22 protein-coding genes are annotated in these 20,949 nt (G+C 41.0%); 20 read left to right on the plus strand and 2 right to left on the minus strand.

Annotation, left to right across the window (positions count from 1 at the left end):
* Window positions 1–134: 134 nt before the first annotated feature.
* Window positions 135–665, plus strand: a complete 531-nt coding sequence (locus ACIQ0H_RS19205) for a YiiX/YebB-like N1pC/P60 family cysteine hydrolase (RefSeq protein ID WP_403418479.1) — start codon at window positions 135–137, stop codon at window positions 663–665.
* Between the two features lie 278 nt (window positions 666–943).
* Here ACIQ0H_RS19205 and ACIQ0H_RS19210 read toward each other — a convergent pair whose 3' ends face one another.
* Entirely contained in the window at window positions 944–1,126 is a 183-nt protein-coding gene (locus ACIQ0H_RS19210) for a hypothetical protein (protein WP_403418381.1), read from the minus strand.
* 992 nt (window positions 1,127–2,118) lie between these two features.
* Here ACIQ0H_RS19210 and paaA point away from each other — a divergent pair.
* From paaA to ACIQ0H_RS19265, 11 genes are all read left to right on the plus strand, one after another.
* Entirely contained in the window at window positions 2,119–3,069 is a 951-nt protein-coding gene (paaA, locus tag ACIQ0H_RS19215) for a 1,2-phenylacetyl-CoA epoxidase subunit PaaA (RefSeq protein ID WP_403418383.1), read from the plus strand.
* Between the two features lie 18 nt (window positions 3,070–3,087).
* Window positions 3,088–3,435 (plus strand): 1,2-phenylacetyl-CoA epoxidase subunit PaaB, encoded by a 348-nt coding sequence (gene paaB, locus ACIQ0H_RS19220; RefSeq protein ID WP_403418386.1) that lies wholly within the window; start codon window positions 3,088–3,090, stop codon window positions 3,433–3,435.
* On the plus strand, window positions 3,414–4,244 hold the full coding sequence (gene paaC / locus ACIQ0H_RS19225; protein ID WP_403418389.1) for a 1,2-phenylacetyl-CoA epoxidase subunit PaaC: 831 nt from the start codon (window positions 3,414–3,416) through the stop codon (window positions 4,242–4,244). The genes paaB and paaC overlap by 22 nt, the downstream gene beginning before the upstream one ends.
* Before the next feature lie 27 nt (window positions 4,245–4,271).
* Entirely contained in the window at window positions 4,272–4,772 is a 501-nt protein-coding gene (gene paaD, locus ACIQ0H_RS19230; RefSeq protein ID WP_403418392.1) for a 1,2-phenylacetyl-CoA epoxidase subunit PaaD, read from the plus strand.
* A 17-nt stretch (window positions 4,773–4,789) separates the two neighbouring features.
* Complete coding sequence (locus tag ACIQ0H_RS19235; RefSeq protein ID WP_403418395.1) at window positions 4,790–5,092, plus strand: EthD family reductase; 303 nt, start codon at window positions 4,790–4,792, stop codon at window positions 5,090–5,092.
* Window positions 5,092–5,868 carry an enoyl-CoA hydratase/isomerase family protein gene (locus tag ACIQ0H_RS19240; RefSeq protein WP_403418398.1) on the plus strand — a complete coding sequence of 259 codons (777 nt, stop codon included), beginning with the start codon at window positions 5,092–5,094 and terminating at the stop codon, window positions 5,866–5,868. The genes ACIQ0H_RS19235 and ACIQ0H_RS19240 overlap by 1 nt, the downstream gene beginning before the upstream one ends.
* Window positions 5,869–5,879: 11 nt before the next feature.
* Window positions 5,880–6,653, plus strand: a complete 774-nt coding sequence (locus tag ACIQ0H_RS19245; RefSeq protein WP_403418401.1) for an enoyl-CoA hydratase-related protein — start codon at window positions 5,880–5,882, stop codon at window positions 6,651–6,653.
* A gap of 15 nt (window positions 6,654–6,668) precedes the next feature.
* Window positions 6,669–8,186 carry an aldehyde dehydrogenase family protein gene (locus tag ACIQ0H_RS19250; RefSeq protein WP_403418402.1) on the plus strand — a complete coding sequence of 506 codons (1,518 nt, stop codon included), beginning with the start codon at window positions 6,669–6,671 and terminating at the stop codon, window positions 8,184–8,186.
* Between the two features lie 90 nt (window positions 8,187–8,276).
* Window positions 8,277–9,146, plus strand: a complete 870-nt coding sequence (locus ACIQ0H_RS19255) for a 3-hydroxyacyl-CoA dehydrogenase (RefSeq protein ID WP_403418405.1) — start codon at window positions 8,277–8,279, stop codon at window positions 9,144–9,146.
* Window positions 9,143–10,360, plus strand: coding sequence for an acetyl-CoA C-acyltransferase (locus ACIQ0H_RS19260; RefSeq protein WP_403418408.1), 1,218 nt, complete (start codon window positions 9,143–9,145; stop codon window positions 10,358–10,360). Before ACIQ0H_RS19255 ends, ACIQ0H_RS19260 begins: the two co-directional genes overlap by 4 nt.
* 450 nt (window positions 10,361–10,810) lie before the next feature.
* Window positions 10,811–12,910: an FIMAH domain-containing protein gene (locus tag ACIQ0H_RS19265; protein WP_403418410.1), complete on the plus strand. Its 2,100-nt coding sequence runs from the start codon at window positions 10,811–10,813 to the stop codon at window positions 12,908–12,910.
* A gap of 219 nt (window positions 12,911–13,129) precedes the next feature.
* Here ACIQ0H_RS19265 and ACIQ0H_RS19270 read toward each other — a convergent pair whose 3' ends face one another.
* The gene (locus tag ACIQ0H_RS19270; protein WP_403418412.1) at window positions 13,130–13,669 is read right to left on the minus strand and encodes a hypothetical protein; all 540 of its coding nucleotides are present in this window, start codon (window positions 13,667–13,669) and stop codon (window positions 13,130–13,132) included.
* Window positions 13,670–13,936: 267 nt separating this feature from the next.
* Between ACIQ0H_RS19270 and ACIQ0H_RS19275 the strand changes: the two genes are divergently transcribed.
* From ACIQ0H_RS19275 to ACIQ0H_RS19310, 8 genes are all read left to right on the plus strand, one after another.
* On the plus strand, window positions 13,937–14,284 hold the full coding sequence (locus tag ACIQ0H_RS19275; RefSeq protein WP_403418414.1) for a hypothetical protein: 348 nt from the start codon (window positions 13,937–13,939) through the stop codon (window positions 14,282–14,284).
* Entirely contained in the window at window positions 14,281–14,406 is a 126-nt protein-coding gene (locus ACIQ0H_RS19280; RefSeq protein ID WP_403418417.1) for a DUF5694 domain-containing protein, read from the plus strand. The genes ACIQ0H_RS19275 and ACIQ0H_RS19280 overlap by 4 nt, the downstream gene beginning before the upstream one ends.
* Before the next feature lie 112 nt (window positions 14,407–14,518).
* The gene (locus tag ACIQ0H_RS19285; RefSeq protein ID WP_403418482.1) at window positions 14,519–14,878 is read left to right on the plus strand and encodes a DUF5412 domain-containing protein; all 360 of its coding nucleotides are present in this window, start codon (window positions 14,519–14,521) and stop codon (window positions 14,876–14,878) included.
* Between the two features lie 472 nt (window positions 14,879–15,350).
* Window positions 15,351–15,875 carry a sigma-70 family RNA polymerase sigma factor gene (locus ACIQ0H_RS19290; RefSeq protein ID WP_403418420.1) on the plus strand — a complete coding sequence of 175 codons (525 nt, stop codon included), beginning with the start codon at window positions 15,351–15,353 and terminating at the stop codon, window positions 15,873–15,875.
* Window positions 15,868–17,193 (plus strand): DUF4652 domain-containing protein, encoded by a 1,326-nt coding sequence (locus tag ACIQ0H_RS19295; RefSeq protein WP_403418423.1) that lies wholly within the window; start codon window positions 15,868–15,870, stop codon window positions 17,191–17,193. The genes ACIQ0H_RS19290 and ACIQ0H_RS19295 overlap by 8 nt, the downstream gene beginning before the upstream one ends.
* Window positions 17,194–17,616: 423 nt before the next feature.
* Entirely contained in the window at window positions 17,617–18,828 is a 1,212-nt protein-coding gene (locus ACIQ0H_RS19300) for a hypothetical protein (protein ID WP_403418426.1), read from the plus strand.
* 285 nt (window positions 18,829–19,113) lie between these two features.
* Window positions 19,114–20,019: a hypothetical protein gene (locus ACIQ0H_RS19305; RefSeq protein ID WP_403418429.1), complete on the plus strand. Its 906-nt coding sequence runs from the start codon at window positions 19,114–19,116 to the stop codon at window positions 20,017–20,019.
* Window positions 20,012–20,911: an ATP-binding cassette domain-containing protein gene (locus ACIQ0H_RS19310; RefSeq protein ID WP_403418432.1), complete on the plus strand. Its 900-nt coding sequence runs from the start codon at window positions 20,012–20,014 to the stop codon at window positions 20,909–20,911. Before ACIQ0H_RS19305 ends, ACIQ0H_RS19310 begins: the two co-directional genes overlap by 8 nt.
* The last annotated feature ends 38 nt before the right edge of the window (window positions 20,912–20,949 follow it).

A 20,949-nucleotide genomic window follows, 5' to 3' on the forward strand; every position in this document is an offset into this window, starting at 1 on the left:
AGTGGTAGCGACCTTGCCACGGGGCTTTCATTCTACCCAATTTGTAAGTAGATAATAGGAAGGGGCGATTATCGATCGGGACGAGTAAATTTACGGGCATTCAACAAACGGCTTTTGAACAAGCGAAAAATGAAATACGGACAGGGGATATTCTTCTATGTAGCGGTCGTTATGTGGTGAGTGAGCTCATTAAAAAGTTTTCAGACTCCCTATTTAGTCATGTCGCTTTGTTAGTTAGTTGGCATGACCATGTCCTTGTCATAGAAAGTGTAGAAGACGATGGTGTTAGAGTGGTTCCTTTAACGCATTACCTTTACAATTATGAAAATAGTAAGGAAAAGTATAAAGGTGAAATGTATATCGGTCGACATGAAGTAGTGGCAAGTCCAGAATTTGATCAGGAAAAAGTAAAGCAAATGTGTGGAAGAGCGATTGACTTGCTGAATCGGGATTATGATAAAGAGGAAATTGCTAAGATTGTTGCACGAATCGGTTTAGGTATCGGAAAACATAAAGATGATGAGGACTATATGTGTTCAGAATTCATAGATGAGTGCTTCAAACAATTAGATATCGAACTTTCACGTGATGTAAAGGGCTTTATCTTCCCTGAACATATTGCGGCAGATCCACATGTTAAACCCTTGTTCGAGGTTGTTCCGTAAAACGATTTTGTAAAATGATAAAAACTTTGGATGAGGGGGCTTGGTTCTGATACGCAATGAACCAGGCCTTCTCCTCATTTATGACTAACCATCGCCCAGTATGCCCTACAGACTAGATAGGAAAGGCTTCCCTCCTAAGCGGATACCTGTCCCTGTATAAGTGATAGGGACGTCGAATATCATCTTATTGATGGGAAACCTACTTGTTGAATTATCTAGTATAAAGCAAAAAAGAAGACAGTAGCACGATGCTGCTGTCTTCTTTTTTTGCTGATTTATTATCTGTTTTCGAAAGGGTTTTTGCGTGCATCTTTTTGTTTTCGATTATTAGTATTTTGATTGTTTAACTGATCAATGTCAAACTCAGTGCCGAATTCTTCGCGCATATCATTTGGGTTTGGATTGTTGTTGCGATTTTGTTGTTGGTTGCGGTTCTGATTTCTATCGTTGTTATCTGGCAAAATAAATCACCTCCATGCGCGTATCCTGTGCATAATATTTCCTTTCAATCCCTGTTAATTAATGCCACGCAGATTTACACATCTGTAAATTAATCATTTTTTTGAGGGAAATACTGGTGTGAAGGGATTGGGAACTCTAATTCACTAGTCCATTTCCGGTCCGCTTTCGGCAAATTAATCATGACACTATTTTCGGTTATCTTGTTGTGATTAATTGCCTGTCGCGTCCCAACATTGTTAAAGTGAAAAATGCAGTTTATTTGAAAGGTAAGAATAGATGTCGTTCTATAAAGAATGTAAATGCCCGAAAATACAATTTCGGGCGCTCTAGTACTTTATACAATGCGTTTCTTTCTTACTTTTAGCAAAGAGTATGCTCCATATCACAGGAGGAATGCACTACAATTCCTCCTGTGATGTCTTATAGAAAATGATACTTCTTAAATGAAAGAAGAAAAAGCCATAGAGAAAGCCTCGGCCGCCAAAATTGTATCTTTGGAGGCTCTTCTCTCGGTATGAAGTATGCTATTCGTTCATCCCAAAAAGCTCTAGCATTTCGTGTATTTGTGATTTTGGAGAGCGGCGGATGAAGGACCACCATACGATTACCGATAAAAATGTGTAGAAATGCGACAACGTCGCACTTCTACACATCCAGATATCTTGGTAATTATATAGAAGTCATTCAATTCAAAGCGTCCCACATGTACCTATACACGTAGCGCCTAGTGTTTGATCAAGTTATATACGAGGTGATTTTGGTTAATCAACAGACGTACTACCAATCATCGCGATTTCTTCCAAAAAGACGCCATCCATCGATACGCTGTGTTAAAGCTAAAACAGCAAGACATCTGAAAAGTGTTGCGGTAGAACCTGTTAGCCATTCAACTATGAATAGCTGATAGGTTTTTTTATTCCTTAGAAGTAAGGCGATGAATGTGTGATATATGTTGTCCATCACACATAGCTTAGGGTAGGGAGGCTATGTGATGACCAATTTGCAAAACACAGATGAAAAAAATTACGCACACTTTATGCAACGGATTGAAGCTGGCGACAAAATTGAAGCAGATGACTGGATGCCTGAAGAATACCGACAAACGTTGATAAAATTGATTTCTATGCATGGTATGAGCGAAATTATGGGGGCCCTTCCTGAAAAAGAATGGGTGCCGAAAGCGCCGTCTCTTACCCGAAAGTTAGGCATCATGGCAAAGGTTCAAGATGAAATGGGACATGGCCAACTGCTTCTCCGCGTTTCCGAAGATTTACTGAAGCCCTATGGAAAAAATCGTGGGGATTTAATGCAAGACTTATTCAATGGGGACTTAAAATTTCATAATGTATTCCATATGAAAACAACGACATGGGCGGATGCGGGCATTATTGGATGGCTCGTTGATGGGGCTGCTATTATTACACAAACCAATATGCTAGGAGCTTCTTACGGACCTTATGGTAGAGCATTGCAGCGTATTTGTGCGGAGGAAGTATTTCATGCTCAGCATGGGGAATCGATTATTATAGCACTGGCAGAAGGGACCAGTGAGCAAAAAGCGATGATACAAGACTCCATTAATTATTGGTGGGAATCGTTGCTAATGTTCTTTGGACCTGCGAGCAAAGAAACAACCGGTTCCTCGAAACAAGATTTGACCCTGAAATATAAAATTCGGACGAAAACAAACGAAGAGTTCCGGCAACTCTTTTTCGATAAATACATCCCGCGCATTTTATCACTCGGATTGACCATTCCAGATCCGACCATAGGATTCGATGCCGAGAGCAAAATGTGGACGTACAAACAGCCCGATTGGAATGAATTCAAGAAAATCATAAAAAATGAAGGTCCTCGTTCTCAAGCACGTTTGAACTTGCGTCGTACCTCCTATGAACAGAATGCATGGGTGCGTGATGCATTGAGTGTGGTTGTTAACTAATGAAGGGAGTCAGAGAAAATGGGCAAAGAAATAACGTTTTATCAAGAATATGAAGTATTTAGCAAGCGTACACCGAACGCGGCATACCAACACCAATTCAGCTTGCTGGCTCCAAATGAAGATATGGCACTCGTTTTGGCACAGGAAAATTTCATGCGACGCGAGCCGGTTACAGACATTTGGATTGTAAATCGAAAACACGTTAGAAAAATGGATGCCGAAGAGAAAATGACGCTTGCTAGGCTTGACAATAAGGAGTATCGGACAACAAAAGGCTACGGTTATTTAAAGAAAAAGTGGCGCCAATACGAGCAGCAAGTGCTAGATGAAAAAGAGATTTTGTCATGGGGAGGGGATCGGAAGTGACTACGGCAGACGATTGTATGACCCCAGAATATAAAGCTGCCATCACTAGTTTGTTATTCCAATTAGCAGATGACGATTTTTTGTATGCCTACCGTGGTTCGGAATGGCTCGGACTCGCTCCCCACATTGAAGAAGACGTCGCTTCCTCGTCCATTAGCCAAGACAGCATGGGCCACGCGGCAATGTTCTATCAGCTACTCGAAGATGTCGGGGTTGGACGAGCAGATGATCTGGCGCATTTACGCCCTGCATATGACAGAAAAAATAGCATTTTGATAGAACGGGTGAATGGCGAAGGGTACTATATGGAAACGCCAAAATACGATTGGGCTTATCAAGTTGCAAGAAGCTATTTTTATACGCAGGCAAAAAAGGTGAAAATCGATGCGTTATGCGCAAGCTCGTACAAGCCTGTTGCCGAAGTGGCGGTAAAAGTGAGGATGGAACTGTATTATCACCGCCTGCACTGGGAAACGTGGTTCAAGCAATTGATGAGCTCGACGGATGTGGCCAAAAGTAAAATGAATGCTGCCATCACCCTTGTCATGGATGACTTTGGCGATTTATTCTCTTTTGGAAACGAGCAGCAAGCGATTGAGAATCATGCCTTAATCGGTAGTGAAGAAGACTTGAAGAAGCAATGGATCGCTAACGTTGGCCCAGTATTCGGAGCCCTTCAAATGGCAGTGCCCAAGATTCCTGATCATCCCGTGAAAAATGGACGCAATGGTGAGCATACAACCGATTTGGATGAAGCGCTCCTCACACTTGCCGAAGTATACAAGCTGGATCCAGTAGCCGTTTGGTAAAAAGGAACAAGGACAGGGGGGGCTGAAATGACTGTTTCAATTAATGTAACAAGCGACCGTATTTTGGACGTGTTGATGCATGTCAAGGATCCGGAAATTGACTCAGTGAGTATTGTGGACCTGGGTATGGTAGGGGAAGTCGCAACGACAGGAAATGACGTGAGGATTACGCTACTCCCTACTTTTTTGGGCTGTCCGGCTCTTGAATTTATTAAAACGAATACGATACATGCGGTGAAAAAAATGCCTGGGGTTGAGGCTGTTGAAGTAGAATTCGTCTTTCATCCGCCATGGACATCGGACCGCATCACAGAACAGGGTCATGTGAATTTACGACAGTTTGGCATCGCACCTCCGCCAAGCTATGTGGAAGAAGATGGCTCCTGGCATGTGGATTGCGCCTATTGCGGATCAGATTATGTATCACTGGAAAACATTTTTGGACCGACTGCCTGCAGAAGTATTTTGTACTGCAAGAGCTGTAAAAATGTCTTTGAGGCAATGAAACCCGTGTCAACACTACTATAAAGTGAGGAGAATCATAGATGGCTAAATTGATCGCATTATACAAACACCCTGAAAACAAAGAGGCTTTTGATGATCATTATTTCAATGTACATGCCCCGCTAACCGCAAAAATTCCTGGTCTTCGCGATATGAAAGTGACAAAAGTGACGGGTTCTCCAATGGGAGGAGAAGGGAAGTATTACCTCACATGTGAGATGGAGTATGACAGTCTTGAAGCGTTGCAGCAAGGGTTACGTTCAGCTGAAGGAAAGGCATCCGGTAAAGACTTGATGGGGTTTGCGGGTAATCTTGTCACGTTAATGATTGGTGAGGATGCGTAGTGGCTGGCTTTGAATTCATTGAAACAACAGTGACGGAGAGCATTGCGGTGATTGAACTGAATCGTTCACGCCAATTAAATGCATTGAATCGGAAGATGGTTCATGAAATTATCACAGCAATGGAACGTTTTGATGGCGAGGAAGACGTACGTGTGATTGTCCTCACTGGAAAAGGGCGTTCGTTTTCTGCTGGGGCCGATATAGAAGAGATGACAAATGATGATCCCATCAGTCTTGAATTGTTAAACCAATTTGCCGATTGGGACCGTTTTGCACTGATTAAAAAACCGATTATTGGTGCTGTAAAAGGCTTCGTTTTTGGAGGGGGATTCGAGCTTGCACTTTGTTGTGATCTGTTAATTGCAGCTAGTGGGACAGAGTTTTCATTCCCCGAAGTTGGCCTTGGCGTCATGCCGGGCGCTGGAGGAACGCAACGGGTGACGAAACTAGTCGGCCGTACGAAAGCGCTGGAATGGCTGTGGACAGGTGAACGTATTTCCGCAGAAATCGCCCTCAAACACGGGATGATTAACAAAATAGTGGCACCTGAACTATTAATGGAACAAACGATGACATTCGCCAATCGACTAGCCAAACAGCCCCCACTCTCCCTACGCCTTATTAAAGATTCGGTGAATAAAGCAGTGGATTATCCTTTGTATGAGGGCATGCAATATGAACGGAAAAATTTCTACCTTCTTTTCGCATCGCAGGATCAAAAAGAAGGGATGCGTGCATTTGCTGAAAAAAGAAAACCGGATTATCAAGGAAAGTAGGGAGTGACGGCATGTTTGAAACGATACGTTACGAAGTCAAAGAGGGAATTGCGTGGCTCACCTTAAATAGACCAGACAAATTAAATGCCTTTATCGCGCAAATGAATCGTGAAATCAAAGAGGCCATCAAAGTAGCTTCTGTCGATGAACAAGTGCGCTGCGTAGTGATAACGGGAGAGGGACGAGCATTTTGTTCCGGGCAGGATTTAGCAGAAGTGGATGAACAGATGGATCATGGTCAAGTCGTTAGAGACCATTACGGCCCGATGATGAAGCAAATGAGACAATGCGACAAACCGATTGTCGCTGCGGTAAATGGGGTAGCAGCAGGGGCGGGGTTCAGTCTAGCGTTGGCTTGTGATTTTAGACTTTTGTCAGAACGTGCAAGTTTTGTCAACGCCTTTATACATGTCGGTCTAATTCCGGATTCCGGTAATCTCTACTATCTAACGCAACTCGTTGGGCATTCAAAAGCGGCTGAACTCGCTATATTAGGAGTGAAAGTGACCGCTGTTGAGGCAGTGGAAATGGGGCTTGCGAACCGACTTATTCCAGTGGATACATGGGATGAAGACGTAACCGCTTTCGCAACTCGACTTGCCGCGTTACCAACAACCGCAATTGGGTTAATCAAACGATCATTGAAAGCGACTACAGTGCTGTCCTTTGAGGATTATCTTGAACAAGAAGCCCAAGGTCAGCGAATTGCAGGTCTAACACAAGATCATCGTGAAGGCGTCAACGCATTTATGGAGAAAAGAAAACCTGTTTTTTCAGGACAATAGGGGGAAAAGCATCAAATGACAAAAACACATGACAATACGATCGAACAAGAATCGATGAAGCGGTCCTATTACCATCTAATTATTAATGGAGAAAAAGTGAAAAGTAGTACAAGCGAATCGATTACCATCTATAATCCTGCAACGAATGAACGCATCGCAGAAGTAGCAAAAGCATCAGCAGAAGACGCGGAAAAGGCGATAGCCGCAGCCCGAGATGCGTTTGATAATGGAAAGTGGAAGAAGTTCCCCGTTGGACGTCGTTCACAGGTATTGAATAAAATAGCTGCGATTATGCGTTCACGTTTCAATGAACTTGTTGAATTGGAAATCCTCGATACGGGTAAATCGCTTCATGCTGCACAAGGTCAAGTGACTCAAGCAATTGAGGATTTTGAGTTCTATGCGGGTGCAATTGTCGGCCACCGTGGAACCGTTAACAATGTCCCAGGGCAATTCCATAACTATACGGAGAAAGAGCCAGTGGGGGTTTGTGCACAAATCATTCCGTGGAACTATCCCTTAATGATGGCGGCCTGGAAAGTGGCCCCTGCAATTGCTGTCGGGTGTTCTGTCATTGTAAAGCCGGCATCGCTTACGCCGTTAACAGCTATCATTCTGGGAGAAATTTGTTTAGAAGCAGGTGTACCGGCAGGGGTTGTAAATATCCTACCTGGATCAGGTTCGGAAATAGGGAACTTTTTAGTGGAACATCCACAAGTAGATAAGGTGGCATTTACAGGTTCAACGCCGATTGGCAAAGACATCATGGGCAAAGCATCGCAGACGTTAAAACGAGTCACACTTGAACTCGGAGGTAAGTCTCCTAGTCTTGTATTCGAAGATGCGGATGTGGATGCTGCGGTCGATGGTTCGTTATTTGGTATCTTCTACAACTCAGGTCAATCCTGTGAAGCGCGTTCCCGTCTATACGTCCATGAAGACATTTATGATGCGTTCATGAGCAAGTTTGTAGAAAAAACGAAAAAACTTCAACTAGGCAATCCGTTTGATAAAGGAACGCATGTCGGCGCAATCATCGACCAAAGCCAATTGGATACCATTGACGGTTATGTACAGGCCGCTCGTGAAGAGGGCGCGACAATCCTTGCAGGTGGACGTGTTGTAAACCCCGAAGGATACGAAAATGGTTTCTGGTATGAGCCGACAATCATTGCCGACGTCAATCATGACATGGCCGTTGTCAAAGAAGAAGTCTTTGGACCCGTAGTGGTCGTCATGAAATTTAAAGATGAAAAAGAAGCCATCCGATTAGCAAATGATACGGACTATGGATTAGGTTCAGCGATTTGGTCAACCGACGGTGCACGTGCAACGCGTGTTGCCAATCAAATCCAAGCAGGGATCGTCATGATTAACTGCCCATTCTCTGCCTTTCCTGGAACGCCATTTGGTGGGTACAAGCAATCCGGATTTGGACGGGAACTTTGTATCGAAACATTGGACTTGTACTGCGAAACGAAAAGCATTCTGTCCTACTATGGAAGCAGATCGCTCAATCCGTTCGGCTTGTAAAAATGATGGGAAACGAAGGACAGGGCATGCCAACCCCTGTCCCATTCTGTCTTTGTTCAACAAAGGTTTTCGTAAAAGAGGGGGAATTAGATGATAAGTAATATAGTTGTCGTCGGTTCAGGTGTGATGGGGAGAGGAATCGCATATGTCGGAGCGATTGGCGGATATTCGGTGACAATCGTCGACATTCATGAAGCGGCATTAGAAAATGCTAAACGAGAAATAGACGCCATTTTTGAAAAAGGTCTCGTACGCGGCAAGATTTCGGCAGAGCAAGCTGAACAAGCCCGGCGCCATTTAAATTATGAAAGTGATCTATCTATCGCAGCTAAAAACGCAGATTTAATCATCGAAGCCGTTCCTGAAAAGCTAGCGATTAAGCAGCAAGTGTTTGAAATGATGGAAGAATATGCTCCGACACATTGCTATTTTGCAACGAACACATCGACGATGAGCCCTACAGAAATTGCTTCTTTCGGTAAACGCCCAGACAAAACCATCGCGATGCACTTTTTCAATCCTGTGCATAAGATGCCACTTGTCGAAATTGTTCGGGGGTTGGAAACGAGTGAGGAGACGGCAGAAAAGGTCAGACAAGTCGCTGTGGAAATGGGGAAAGAAACCGTTGTAATTCATGAATTTCCAGGGTTTGTGACGAGCCGCATTAGCGCACTTGTCGGTAATGAAGCCTTTTATATGCTGCAAGAAGGGCTTGGAACGCCAGAAGAAATTGATAAAGCCATTAAGCTAGGGTTGAATTATCCCATGGGACCATTTGAACTCGTAGATCTAGTAGGTCTGGACACGCGATTGAACAACTTGAACTATTTACACGCAAAGCTTGGGGAGAAGTATCGACCAGCGCCCCTTCTTGAACAATACGTCAAAGCGGGGCGACTTGGACGCAAATGTGGCAAAGGTGTCTATGATTATTTAGCAGAAGAGGTCGTTCCAAAATGAAGGAAGTCGTCATCGTAGATGCTGTTCGTACACCCATCGGAAGGTATAATGGCGCGTTAAAAGACGTACGTCCCGATGATTTAGGAGCCATCGTGATTCAGGCGCTTATCGATCGGAATCCAACGCTTCCCGCGCAACAGATTGAAGAAGTGGTTCTCGGAAATGCCAATCAGGCAGGAGAAGATAACCGCAATGTTGCGCGCATGTCCAGTTTGTTGGCGGGTCTTCCAGTTGAAGTGGCCGGCACGACGCTAAATCGGCTTTGTGGTTCGGGTCTTGATGCGGTCATATACGCGGCAAGAGCCATCGCAGTTGGAGACGGCGATATTTACATTGCAGGTGGAACAGAGAGTATGACGCGTGCCCCACTTGTTATGGCAAAGCCGGATAAGGCGTTTCCACGTGGCAACATGGAACTGCAAGATACAACAATTGGCTGGCGTTTTACCAATGAAAAACTGAAAGACAGATATGGTGTTGATTCTATGCCGCAAACTGCTGAAAATGTCGCACAGCGCTATCACATAACACGTGAAAATCAGGACTTATTTGCCTACGAAAGCCAGCAACGGGCTAAAAAAGCGTTGGCAGAAAATCGTTTTGCAGAAGAGATGGTTCCAGTGATCTATGTGGATCGGCAAGGCAATGAAGTCATTGTGGATCAAGATGAACATCCCCGTCCACAAACAACACTTGCGCAAATTAAGAAACTGAAACCACTATTTGAGGGCGGTACCGTTACAGCGGGCAACGCTTCCGGTGTCAATGACGGCGCCTGTGCATTGCTGCTAATGAGTGCTGACAAAGCGAGGGAACTACAACTTAAACCATTGGCGAAATATGTGGCTGGGGCAACAACGGGACTCGAACCGTCTGTTATGGGGCTCGGTCCGATTATGGCTTCAAAAAAGGCGCTCGTTCGTGCTGGATTGACGACTACGGACATAGGGCTTGTGGAATTGAATGAAGCCTTTGCTAGTCAATCTTTGGCGTGTATCAGTCAGTTAGGGCTAGACGTTGATAAAGTAAACGTCAATGGCGGAGCCATCGCGCTCGGACATCCTTTAGGTGCAAGTGGTGCCCGAATTTTAACAACACTTCTTTATGAAATGAAAAAACGACATATTCAATACGGTCTCGCAACGATGTGTATCGGAGTCGGCCAGGGAATTGCGGCGATTATTGAAAATGTATCGGATAGTAATCGTTATTAAAAAGACGGACACCCACAGACGAACGGATTCACTTTGCAGTCGGGGAACTAGCAAGGTAACGTACTGACCTATTCGCATGTTCGGATAGGTCACTTTTTGTTGAAATATACCCCTAGTTAATCCAATTCAATTGTAATATGAAAATTAAACCTGATATTGTAACTTTAAGTATTAATGAGGAAATATTTGTAAAAAGTGTATCTTCTTATAATGAATTATTGTATGGTGATATTTACAGCATAGAGTTTCTATTCCTGCTTATCTTCGATACTAATCTATCTAAAATGGGGGAGGGAATGGAATGATCAGCTAGCCAATTATGCGAAGAATTAAGATTAGTAGCCTAAATCGGTGATTTTTGATAGTAAATGGGTTTATGTGCATTTTAGTCTAGAAGCTCAAGGTATGAGCGATGGTAGTACAACCAAATAAAATATGAGGAGGATAATCATGAAAAAGTTTTTTGCGAAAAAAATTGTACCTTTTATTGCGATGTTATCGTTATTGATGGCAATGAATCCCCTAGCTGCATTTGCAGACCAAGATAGCACTAGTAAAAATCCACAAACGATTGCAAGTACGCAGACGGACTGGACAAATCATAAGCAGCTTGGTCAGAAGCTAGCCGAAATTGAGCAAAATAGTTCGGGGAAAGTCAAAGTTGAGGTTTTAGGATACTCTCAACAAGGTCGTGAGATTTATTCTGCCCGCGTAGGTACGGGTAAAAGAGTTCTTCTAATCGATAGTGAAATTCATGGGAACGAAAAATCAGGTACTGAGGCAATATTATCGATGCTGAATACGCTTGGAACGAGTGATAGTGGTGAAGTACAGGCTGTACTTGACGCACTTACAATTGTAGCCGTTCCAAAACTTAACGGTGACGGTTCCGACAAAGATCAACGCCAAAATATAATTTCCTGGGAGGAAGTGATTGAAAATCACCCACAGCTCGCAGGCACTAAACCTGCCTGGTACTGGAATGAACGCAATAACGGTTTTGATATTAACCGGGACTTCAACCCTGATTTAGACTATGTAGCAAAGGCTGAAGACCTTCCTGGTACAAGCGCGCATACGGGATTCTTTTTGACAAAGGAAGCCCGTGTACTGACAGACTTGTACAAAAGTCTACGGGATGAGTTCGGTGAGGTGGAAGCCTATGTCAATCTTCACCACATGGGCAAGGTTAAACTCGAAGGGACCGATGTGGACGTTACCATCGCGTTAAGCGACCCGCCACTAGGTGGGGATAATAACCCGAAGTACGCGGACAACTGGCCGAAGTGGGACCAAGAAAAATCTCGTCGCTATGTAATGGCCGCTGTAAATGGCATGAATGAGAAAGCGGAAGGTGGCAAACAGTCAGGTTTGGCGCGTTATACACAGCCTTCCACATTTGATTTATCCGGTATTGCATTAGGTGCGTTTGGTCTTAATGGAAGCGCTTCTGTTCTATTCGAAATGGCTGGGCAATCCCCTGCTGTTGGATATGATCAGAAGCTGATAGACCAGGTAGAAGCTGGACTATGGGGGATCGCCAACCAAATGGCGGATGGAACTGTTAACGATATAAACGGCAATGACTTTTATAAATTGCCTAAATACTGGGCAGATACGCCACCTGTCTCCAAGCCAGCTCAATATTCTACAGATTTTACGGGCTATGAAATTGGAAAAACTCCAACAGATTGGACACCAATCTGGCAGGGGCAAGACGAAGAGTGGACAATTATGGATAAACCGAATCGTTTACAGCATATCGCAAGATCTGGTGTCAGGGGACTGACTTCGGATAAGGTTGGTGAAATCTATGGTAGTGCCGAAATATTTGGTCTAGTGAAGGGAAGCAATGTACGAGGGACGTTGTTCCAGATGGGCTTTCACATGTCTGGTTCACCAGGTAGTGAGAATGGCATCTATGCCGATGCCCAAATGCCGGGCAAAGATGGGGATGGAAACACCATTCGAATCATGAAACGTACTGCGGGAGCCGGTTCAACTCTTGGATCTGCGACACTTCCATTCACATTGCAAGAGGACGAATGGTATCGGGTGTTACTATCTAGAGATGCTGCAGCTTTACAGGTTAAGATATGGCCCGACGGTGAAGAAGAGCCTAAAAAGTGGCAGGTAACAGTTGTTGAAGACAGAATGTATGGTGGAAAAGTAGGTATTTCCCATTCCAATGTAGGCACAGTGAATGAGTATGCGTACATCGGCGTCGGAATTGGTGGGAAACGTGCCCCTCATGCTCCAAAGGATCTACTCAAACCATCAGAACCTATAAGCGCTTCCGAAATGAAAAAACTTGTTGAGCGTTTTGCGAAAGAAGGAGAGTTCAGCAATGATAGCGTTAGCCGATTGTTAACGACTCATTTGACAGCTATCATCCTTTACGAGAAACAAGAACAGGCGGAAAAAATTGTGAAACATATGAATGGTTTTATAACGTTACTTGACCAACATAAAAAGAATGGATCAATTTCTGAAAAGGCCTATAATACGCTTAAAGGCCATGCCAATTCTATTATCAAACAGTGGCAATAAACTTTTGTTGTTGCCATGAAATACTCCACAGTGACGGGCCGTTGACTTTGTCACTGTGGTTATTGAATATATATGCAATTTATGTCGCTATTCGAGAATAATACAAAATAACAGGGTCGGTGCTTGTTTAATAAACGAGTGCGTTGGCCGAACAAGGGTACAGAAAAAAAGGACTGTAATTAGGTCCTTTTTTCTGTACTAAAGAACTTTCAAAAACGATCATTTTACGGAATTTGCGATTTCCACTAATACTTCTGGTGTTACGATGTCTGAAATTCGCTTATCAACAAGCAGCATATACTGCCATCCATCGTTTTCAAATAATAAGAAATTCATTCCTAACGGCTTTGTACTAAATGCCGCTTCAGTTCCGTTATTCAAATTGAAGAATTGCTGGATATTTTCTTCCTTCAATTCTAGTCGGTATTCGACAGGTTTGACCCGAATGACGTAGTGATTTTGACTCGAATCCTTATTTAGGTATTCAATTTCAAATTCATCATTCATATCTCCTTTCAGGTCGCTAAATCTCCCGAAATGATGCGTGAAAGGAGTCGGTGGCAATTGTGTTGGTAATGCAATATCACGCTTAAAATGTGCCTTGCTCTCCTGTAGAGCTTCGTGTATTCCTTTGTAACCACCTTCTAAAAAAATCTTCCCAAAACTGGAACTATCAATTTGAAAATCATCTGCTTTCGTGCTAATCGTACTGAATAAACAAAGAAAAACCGTCAAGGTTACTACAAAAGATCTTTTCAATAAATACTTCACCTCCATTGATCAGGTAATAATTTCAATTCCATATTAATGTGTGAGTTAACTGGGATTTCAATCATGGGAGATTACTCCACATGAAATTATGATATTAAAGCTTAGGCAATACTAATTCTCGCAGGTATGTCGATTAGTAGTAAACAGCGGACCAAAAGTCATAAATCAAATAGAACTACAAAAATTGGAAACTATTGGTGTGCAGAGTCGTCTCTTATTATGGAAATAAGTATCTAAAGAAAAAGGAGGGGTAAATTGAAGAAAACAATTGGTTGGACGCTTACTTTGTCTACTCTTTTAATCGGAGGAGCAATCTATTATTTCATAGCAGTTTCGCAATACGCAGCATCGAAGGAGTTGTATAACTTCCCAATTCCTAAAAATGCTGAATTAGTTCAAGAAAATTTTCGAGGGAAAAGTTTTGATTGGTTATCAATCTCTGAAGAAAGTGGAATTCCATTAGGATATGAATTAGCAATTAAAGCGAATGGATGGAAAAAGGGAGAAAGAGAAGGCGCTTCAGTTTATTATACAAAAGGGACAAATAAAATAGATTTGATTTCATCTACGAAACACTTGAACGTCCTTAAGGTGGATGATTGATATCAACCACACATGATCGGGTTTTGCTATTAATCGGTGGCGACCGCCTTCATCTTATTAAACAGTTTTTGGAGGAATCTAGGGAGTGTACGGTAGTTGATGCGAATGAATACTTAAATTAGGTGGAGTAGTCTGGTCTTGATCAACTAACTGGCGGTTCATTTTCATAAAAGGGGGATCATGACTGTGGCCAATCAAGAATTTACTGTTGAAGTTGAGAGCAAGAGGGTATTCATGAAAATATTAAAGGCATTAATCCTAGTTGGTTTGTTAGTGGGTACACTAGTAGGTTATGGTGTTTATTGGGCATTTTTTGATATGAATCGGTTACCTACAGGAGAATATCTCACAGAGGAGACATCGCCTAATGGACAATACACGTTAAAAGCATACGTCACCAATGGTGGGGCTACAACTTCGTATGCTGTTCGTGGTGAGTTGGTATTTAATAAAAAAGCTAATAAAACTAAAAATATTTATTGGAATTATCGTGAAGATACTGCAAATATTATGTGGACAGACAATGATACGGTGGTCATAAATGGACATACGTTAGATGCGCAAAATGATAAATTTGATTTTAGAAATCAATGATGTCACCTTTTTCTTCAATTAACAGGGGCGTTTCTCCATCAAGTATAGGCGCATTTTTACTAACGGCACAGTTTAATTCAAGAAGATAGCAATTTGATAAAAAATAATAGTTCTAGATTACAAGAGTATGGGGAAACTCGAAGAAAATTTATAGTTATTTCTAATGCGCTTATCCAATAAAGGGTAACGCTTTTTTTTGTCGAACTTATTGTACTAACAGGTGCTTGTTAGATGGCTCTTTTTTATTGAAATAATAAGGCTAGTTAATTCAACAAGAAGAAGGAATGATCCTTTAATTGAGCTAGCATGAAGGGCCAATTTAATTGTATGGTCCTTTTTTATGGTGGTAATTCAATGATCAAAGCTTACATGATGAAAATCGGTAAATTTATACAATGTATTTATATATTGCAAAACGTACGGCTGATGGGAATCGTCTAATATGCAAAGGTGAGAATAAGGGGGGGGACGGATGGATCGTATTTTGGCAGATCAAAAATTGAGGTTGGCCATGAACGAGCATTCAAATTATCTATTAAAGATTGCCTATTTGTATGTGAAAGATTGGCCAGCTGCTGAGGATATTGTGCAGGATGTGTTTTTAAAATTCTATCAAGAGTTCGAACGGTTTGAAGAACGTTCATCTTTAAAGACCTATTTAACAAGGATGACGATCAATAAATGCAAGGATTATTTAAAAAGCTGGCGCTATCGTAAGCAAATTATAACGAATAGCTTTTCAAATCAAACCAAAAAAGCCAGAAACCGAATTATTGAACAAGATGAAAAATTGGAACTCGCAGATTCCGTCTTACAGCTGCCATTAAAATATCGAGAAGTTGTTGTTTACTTTTATTTTGAGGAGTTATCAGTACTAGAAGTTGCTCACATATTATCGATTTCGGATAACACAGTTAAGACTAGGCTGAGAAAAGCACGAGCACTTTTGAAGATTCAATTGAAAGACCATCAATGGGAGGTGCTTCTCGATGAATGACATTAAACAACAGCTAAACGCAAAAATAGGCGATACGTCAGAACGTGTGAGTCGTGTACAACAGCAGGTGAACTTGAGAAAACTACAGCAGCCCAGAATCAAAAAAGTACAATGGGGCTATTATGCAACAATTGCAGCTTTAATAGGTGTGCTGGCATTTTGTATCAATTTGCTCCCTTCTGCTTTAAATGACATTGAGGTGCAACTGAGTGGACCGGAACCGTCGGAGATACTATTGCCTCCTGGTCTGGATGAGGACACAACCGTCGTGGAAAAGGGGGACTATTACGAGCTATTAAAACAATACTTCTTTCCAGATAATTCGGAAGCTGTATTTTTAGGCGGCTTTGAAAATGGTGGTGTCAAAACACAAACATTTTGGTTGGGTGATCATTATGTCCAACAAGTCATTAGTAACGATGGAGGAGATGTAGAACGAGTTTTCCGATTAAACGGTAACCAGATCGAATTAGTTTACGATGGGGTGATAGATGAATCTGGCCGAACACAGCTGAGCGTCGAAGAATTAAACGAACTTCCAGTGATGGAAATTGTTTTAAAAGCTCCTTTTGAAATAGGTGATCAATATGGGGAGTGGACTGTGATAGAAACTGCTGGAACGGTCACTACCACCTACGGAGATTTCTCGGATGTATTAATTGTTGAAAATGCGGACGAGGAGTACGGTAGCAGGATGAGAAGATACTATGTACGAGGATTCGGAGAGGTCAAAGGGGAGTTTTCTGTGCTCAATCAAGAGACAGGAGACTATGAAGTGTTTTCGAGTACTGATTTGGCGTCAATTGATTCTTCAGTAGTTGAAGAAAAATCGGTGTCACTTTTTGAGCGTAAAGTGGAAACGAATTATGAAGCCCAGTTTCACTCCGGATGGAAAAAGTCCCCTGACGGTTTAAAACAATCAACCATTGATGGCAAAGGCGAAACGGCAGATGAGGAAGGGGAAGCGGCACTCGTTGTAGATTACCCCAATACGAATGAATTCGTCATTTATACACTGAAAGACAATATTCACAGACAAAATACACCTAAATATGTGGAATGGATAGATGACAATCGCCTCTTCGTGATTGTTGGATTATCATATGGCACGGTAACAAGAGGCGGCCAACTTTATGAGATGAATATTAAGGAGAATACGACTATTCCGGTGTTTGAAGATTTAAAACAAAACGAAGAAATTATGAGCATCAAAGCCAATGGAGATGGAAGCTTCACATATCAAAAACATGTTTATGACGATGAAATTTTTGCTGTAGGTCACATAGAAGAAGGAACCATCTCAGTTCCTGACAAATAATGAATATATTATTTTTTTGAAATTCGAATAGTAGGTTAGTGATGAAAAAAATATTGGTATTGTTTTAATTAATCATTGTAGCTCCTTATTCAATTAACGGGTAGCATTCGTATTATAAGGTTAACCAGTTATTACTGGTTGGCCTTTTTTTATAGGATAATAACAATAAACACTTGGAGTAAACCATCTATTATTAGAAAAGGGACTAAATCCCATTTTTAACATTGCAAAATCGGTTAATTTGACATAATATTTAATGTATTAGTAGTTATGTAGTATATTAGGATAAGTGCAAAAACTTACTAGTTAATCGGTTGTGTGTATACTGCCTGTTCGAGGGGGGTAATGCATAAGGTATATTTTTCATTTTCAAAAAATCACACTGAGTAAGTTGAGACTGTACTTCCAAAAGGGGAAATTGGAATGAATCAATCCTTTATGAAACATGAATTCATTATTATGAGCAAAAGCAAAAAAAACATTATTTTCATTATTTTTTTAACCGCATTGCTTTTTAGTTATTGTTTCTTTATTTTACCGAATGAACAAACCTCGGAGTCTTTTGATCCTCAAAAATTGAGTTATGAACTAGAGGAACTGTCTGTCGAGCAAAAAAAGAGAGAGGAAGATGGGTACACAGGAATTAATGTGATGACAGGCGTGCCCGTTTATGCGATGAACAAATATTACTATAAATTGCATAGTAACCTAATTACAGCATTTGAAGATCAAGATTTTACACGTTTTGTCCTTTTGAGAACACATTATCTTGAAGGGAATATGGGTAGTATTATCGGAAATCCGACATTGTTTCCAGAATCACCTTTTCCTGGTAAAGACAGGAAGCATCTTTATCAGCAAACGTTATTGCGATATCAAGGGTATTTGGACAAGGACTTACCCATTTCTTATGCATTGATCGAGCAAAAGACGGCCCTGCAAACATTACAAAAATTCCTTTTGAGTTCTGCAAGCTACTTGATTATTTTTTGTGCCGTCTATTTTAGTAGCGATATTGTAGTGCGTGATCGACAAAACCGAACGATTCTTCAAGGTCTTCCTTTGTCATGGTATCGTGTGTTGAATATCAAAACGATTGTTGCTTTTTTGTACACCATTATTGTTCTTTCAGTGCTATTGATTGTGGGAATGTTCACTGTTTCTCTTCAATCGGGTTTTGGTTTTTTTAATATTCAGATGCCAATTATGATTGCCCGAACAGGTACTTCCTTTAATGATTACGATTCTATTACCATTTTCCAATTTATAGTGAAGGCAATGATCTTCATCCCTATTCTCGTTTATCTATTCACTCGTTTGAGTGTTTTGTTAAGTTTATTGTTTAAAAATGAATGGCTAGTGCTGCTGGTCAGCACAATTGTCTTATTTTCCGAACGTCTTTATTATTCAAGAACATTACGAGAAATATTTGGCATTGAAGTTAGTTATTTTCCACAAACGTATTTCGAATTTGGGAAAGTGGTTTCTGGTGATAAGAACTTTTTAGTCAATTTAGATACGATTACCTATGTGAAAGGAATCATTGTGTTGATGATTACGATTGTTATCATCGAAGGAGTGCTCTATATGGTTTCTCGAATTATAAACAAACGACGTTTTTATCAAACAAATTGAAGCCGTTGCACAAGAAAGGAAGTCAATATGTTTTGGAGATACTTACTTTTTGAGAAGAAATTATTGCTGCATAATCGAAAAAATTGGTTTTTAGGATTGTTACTGGTTCTCTTTTTTCCTCTTTATTCCCTATACTATAGCCAATCTCAACCAGAATCATTAAGAGACCAGAAGAGATATGAAGCAAGCACTGTTAATTCCATACTCGACCAACTCCCGCATACACAAAAAGATACACCAGAAGGGAATGAGGTGGAGCAGAATCTATTGAAACAGTCTTCACTCGTGAACTTTCAAGTTTTCTATTTATGGGAAGGAAATGAGAGTGAAGAATATATTGAAGATGGTTTGCGGTTAAATCAATTGCGTTTAAGAGTACATGAGTTGGGCAATAAAGGAATCCCTGAAAATCTTGTCATACCAGAAGAAGAGATTTTACGAGAAGATGCGCTTTTGCGCTATCTCCAGAAGCATCAATTACCACTTCAACCTGAGTCTTTTGTGGCAAGTCGCTATCTTGTTGTTGCACTCCATGCAATGAGTGGTCTGCTATTTTACTTTTTTGTTTTAGTAAGTGGTAGTGAGATGTTAGTGTACGAACAGCGGCATCGGACCGTTGTCAACGGATTTCCAATTTCATTCATGAAAAAGATAAATAGTAAAATTAGTATTCATTTTATACACATCTTCACATTCTTGGTCTTAGGGTTATTTTTCGGAGGTGTTTTTGTAGCCGGAAAATCAGGTATCGGTAATTTTTCCTCACCTGTATTAATCTACAGCGATGGGGGCTATGAAGCCATCTCTACGGTTCATTATCTCCTGTATGTACTTTTGGCTATGGCATTGATCACGATCATGCTGCTGTATCTATCGGCGCTGCTGAATTTAATTTTTAAAAATGCTTATGCCAATGTGTTGATTGGACTTGGATTATTTTTATTGCCAGATTTACTGATGACGGTTGGGGTAGAATCTGCTTGGCTGTACCCAATCAAATACGTTGAGTTTTCAAATGTGCTATCTGGTGATATAGCCAACCAATTAGGAAACGCTCAAATAGACTATTGGTATTCTATCATATGGTTGGCCGCATTTAGTCTACTAATGATAAGCATCATTTATACAAAAACTAAATTTCCGTTCATCAGAACTTTAATGATACGAAGAAATGAGGAAAGCGATGCTTAAACTAGCGAATATTTCAGTTGCATATAAAGATAAAAAGGTATTGGATAATTTTTCTTTGACCGCCGATGCAGGAGAGATTATTGGTGTCGTCGCCCCAAATGGTACAGGTAAAACGACATTGTTCAATGTGATGGCAAATTTTATAAAGCCGAATACAGGTAATGTGACATTCAATGAGAAGTATACGTATCAATCCGAAAAAGAGGAATTGTTTATTCATAAAAACCTAACTACTTTCCCTGAACAAAGTGATTTGTTTGAAGAATTGACGGGCGTTGATCATTTGAATTTGTATGGTGATATGTGGAAAGGAACTAGGCGCCATATTCCGGGAATTATTGAACAACTCAAAATGGGGAACTACGTCAAAAGAAAAGTTCGTACGTATTCATTAGGGATGCGTCAAAGACTTTGCTTTGCCATGATGATCGCGGCAGACACTCCTATTATGCTGATGGACGAAGTGATGAATGGACTGGATGTAGCAAATGTAGCGTTGATTTCCGAACGATTAATTGAACTGAAAAAAGAACAAAAATTGATATTTGTGGCATCTCACTTATTGGGGAATTTAGATCTATATGCAGATCGAGTACTCTATTTAAAAGATGGAAAAATTATTCACCAACAACAGTTAAATAGGAAGAATGATGTTTACCTTAAATTATCCTTAGATCCATCACAGTATCAAAAATTGAAAACCGATTATAAATTACCCGCCGAGCATCTGTATATCGCAAATCAATTATTTTGTCTTCCTCTCGAAGAAATGGAGTTGTCCGAGCAAACAAAGTGGATTGAGTGCTTACTTGATTTTGAGGGACCAGAACTGGCGATTGGACCATTGGGTACGGTGGATTATTATAAAAAATACTATCCTGATACTAAATAAGTGGGAAATTGTCAGATCATCTGGGAGGCACGGAAAGT

Source organism: Sporosarcina sp. NPDC096371 (genome assembly GCF_044762865.1).
Classification (GTDB): domain Bacteria; phylum Bacillota; class Bacilli; order Bacillales_A; family Planococcaceae; genus Sporosarcina.

Bases quoted from the DNA above. Each gene is read 5' to 3' on its own strand.
- paaA (WP_403418383.1), top strand. From the start codon at position 2,119: ATGACCAATTTGCAAAACACAGATGAAAAAAATTACGCACACTTTATG.
- paaB (WP_403418386.1), top strand. From the start codon at position 3,088: ATGGGCAAAGAAATAACGTTTTATCAAGAATATGAAGTATTTAGCAAG.
- paaC (WP_403418389.1), top strand. From the start codon at position 3,414: ATGGGGAGGGGATCGGAAGTGACTACGGCAGACGATTGTATGACCCCA.
- paaD (WP_403418392.1), top strand. From the start codon at position 4,272: ATGACTGTTTCAATTAATGTAACAAGCGACCGTATTTTGGACGTGTTG.
- ACIQ0H_RS19235 (WP_403418395.1), top strand. From the start codon at position 4,790: ATGGCTAAATTGATCGCATTATACAAACACCCTGAAAACAAAGAGGCT.
- ACIQ0H_RS19245 (WP_403418401.1), top strand. From the start codon at position 5,880: ATGTTTGAAACGATACGTTACGAAGTCAAAGAGGGAATTGCGTGGCTC.
- ACIQ0H_RS19250 (WP_403418402.1), top strand. From the start codon at position 6,669: ATGACAAAAACACATGACAATACGATCGAACAAGAATCGATGAAGCGG.
- ACIQ0H_RS19255 (WP_403418405.1), top strand. From the start codon at position 8,277: ATGATAAGTAATATAGTTGTCGTCGGTTCAGGTGTGATGGGGAGAGGA.
- ACIQ0H_RS19260 (WP_403418408.1), top strand. From the start codon at position 9,143: ATGAAGGAAGTCGTCATCGTAGATGCTGTTCGTACACCCATCGGAAGG.
- ACIQ0H_RS19265 (WP_403418410.1), top strand. From the start codon at position 10,811: ATGAAAAAGTTTTTTGCGAAAAAAATTGTACCTTTTATTGCGATGTTA.
- ACIQ0H_RS19285 (WP_403418482.1), top strand. From the start codon at position 14,519: ATGAAAATATTAAAGGCATTAATCCTAGTTGGTTTGTTAGTGGGTACA.
- ACIQ0H_RS19290 (WP_403418420.1), top strand. From the start codon at position 15,351: ATGGATCGTATTTTGGCAGATCAAAAATTGAGGTTGGCCATGAACGAG.
- ACIQ0H_RS19295 (WP_403418423.1), top strand. From the start codon at position 15,868: ATGAATGACATTAAACAACAGCTAAACGCAAAAATAGGCGATACGTCA.
- ACIQ0H_RS19300 (WP_403418426.1), top strand. From the start codon at position 17,617: ATGAATCAATCCTTTATGAAACATGAATTCATTATTATGAGCAAAAGC.
- ACIQ0H_RS19310 (WP_403418432.1), top strand. From the start codon at position 20,012: ATGCTTAAACTAGCGAATATTTCAGTTGCATATAAAGATAAAAAGGTA.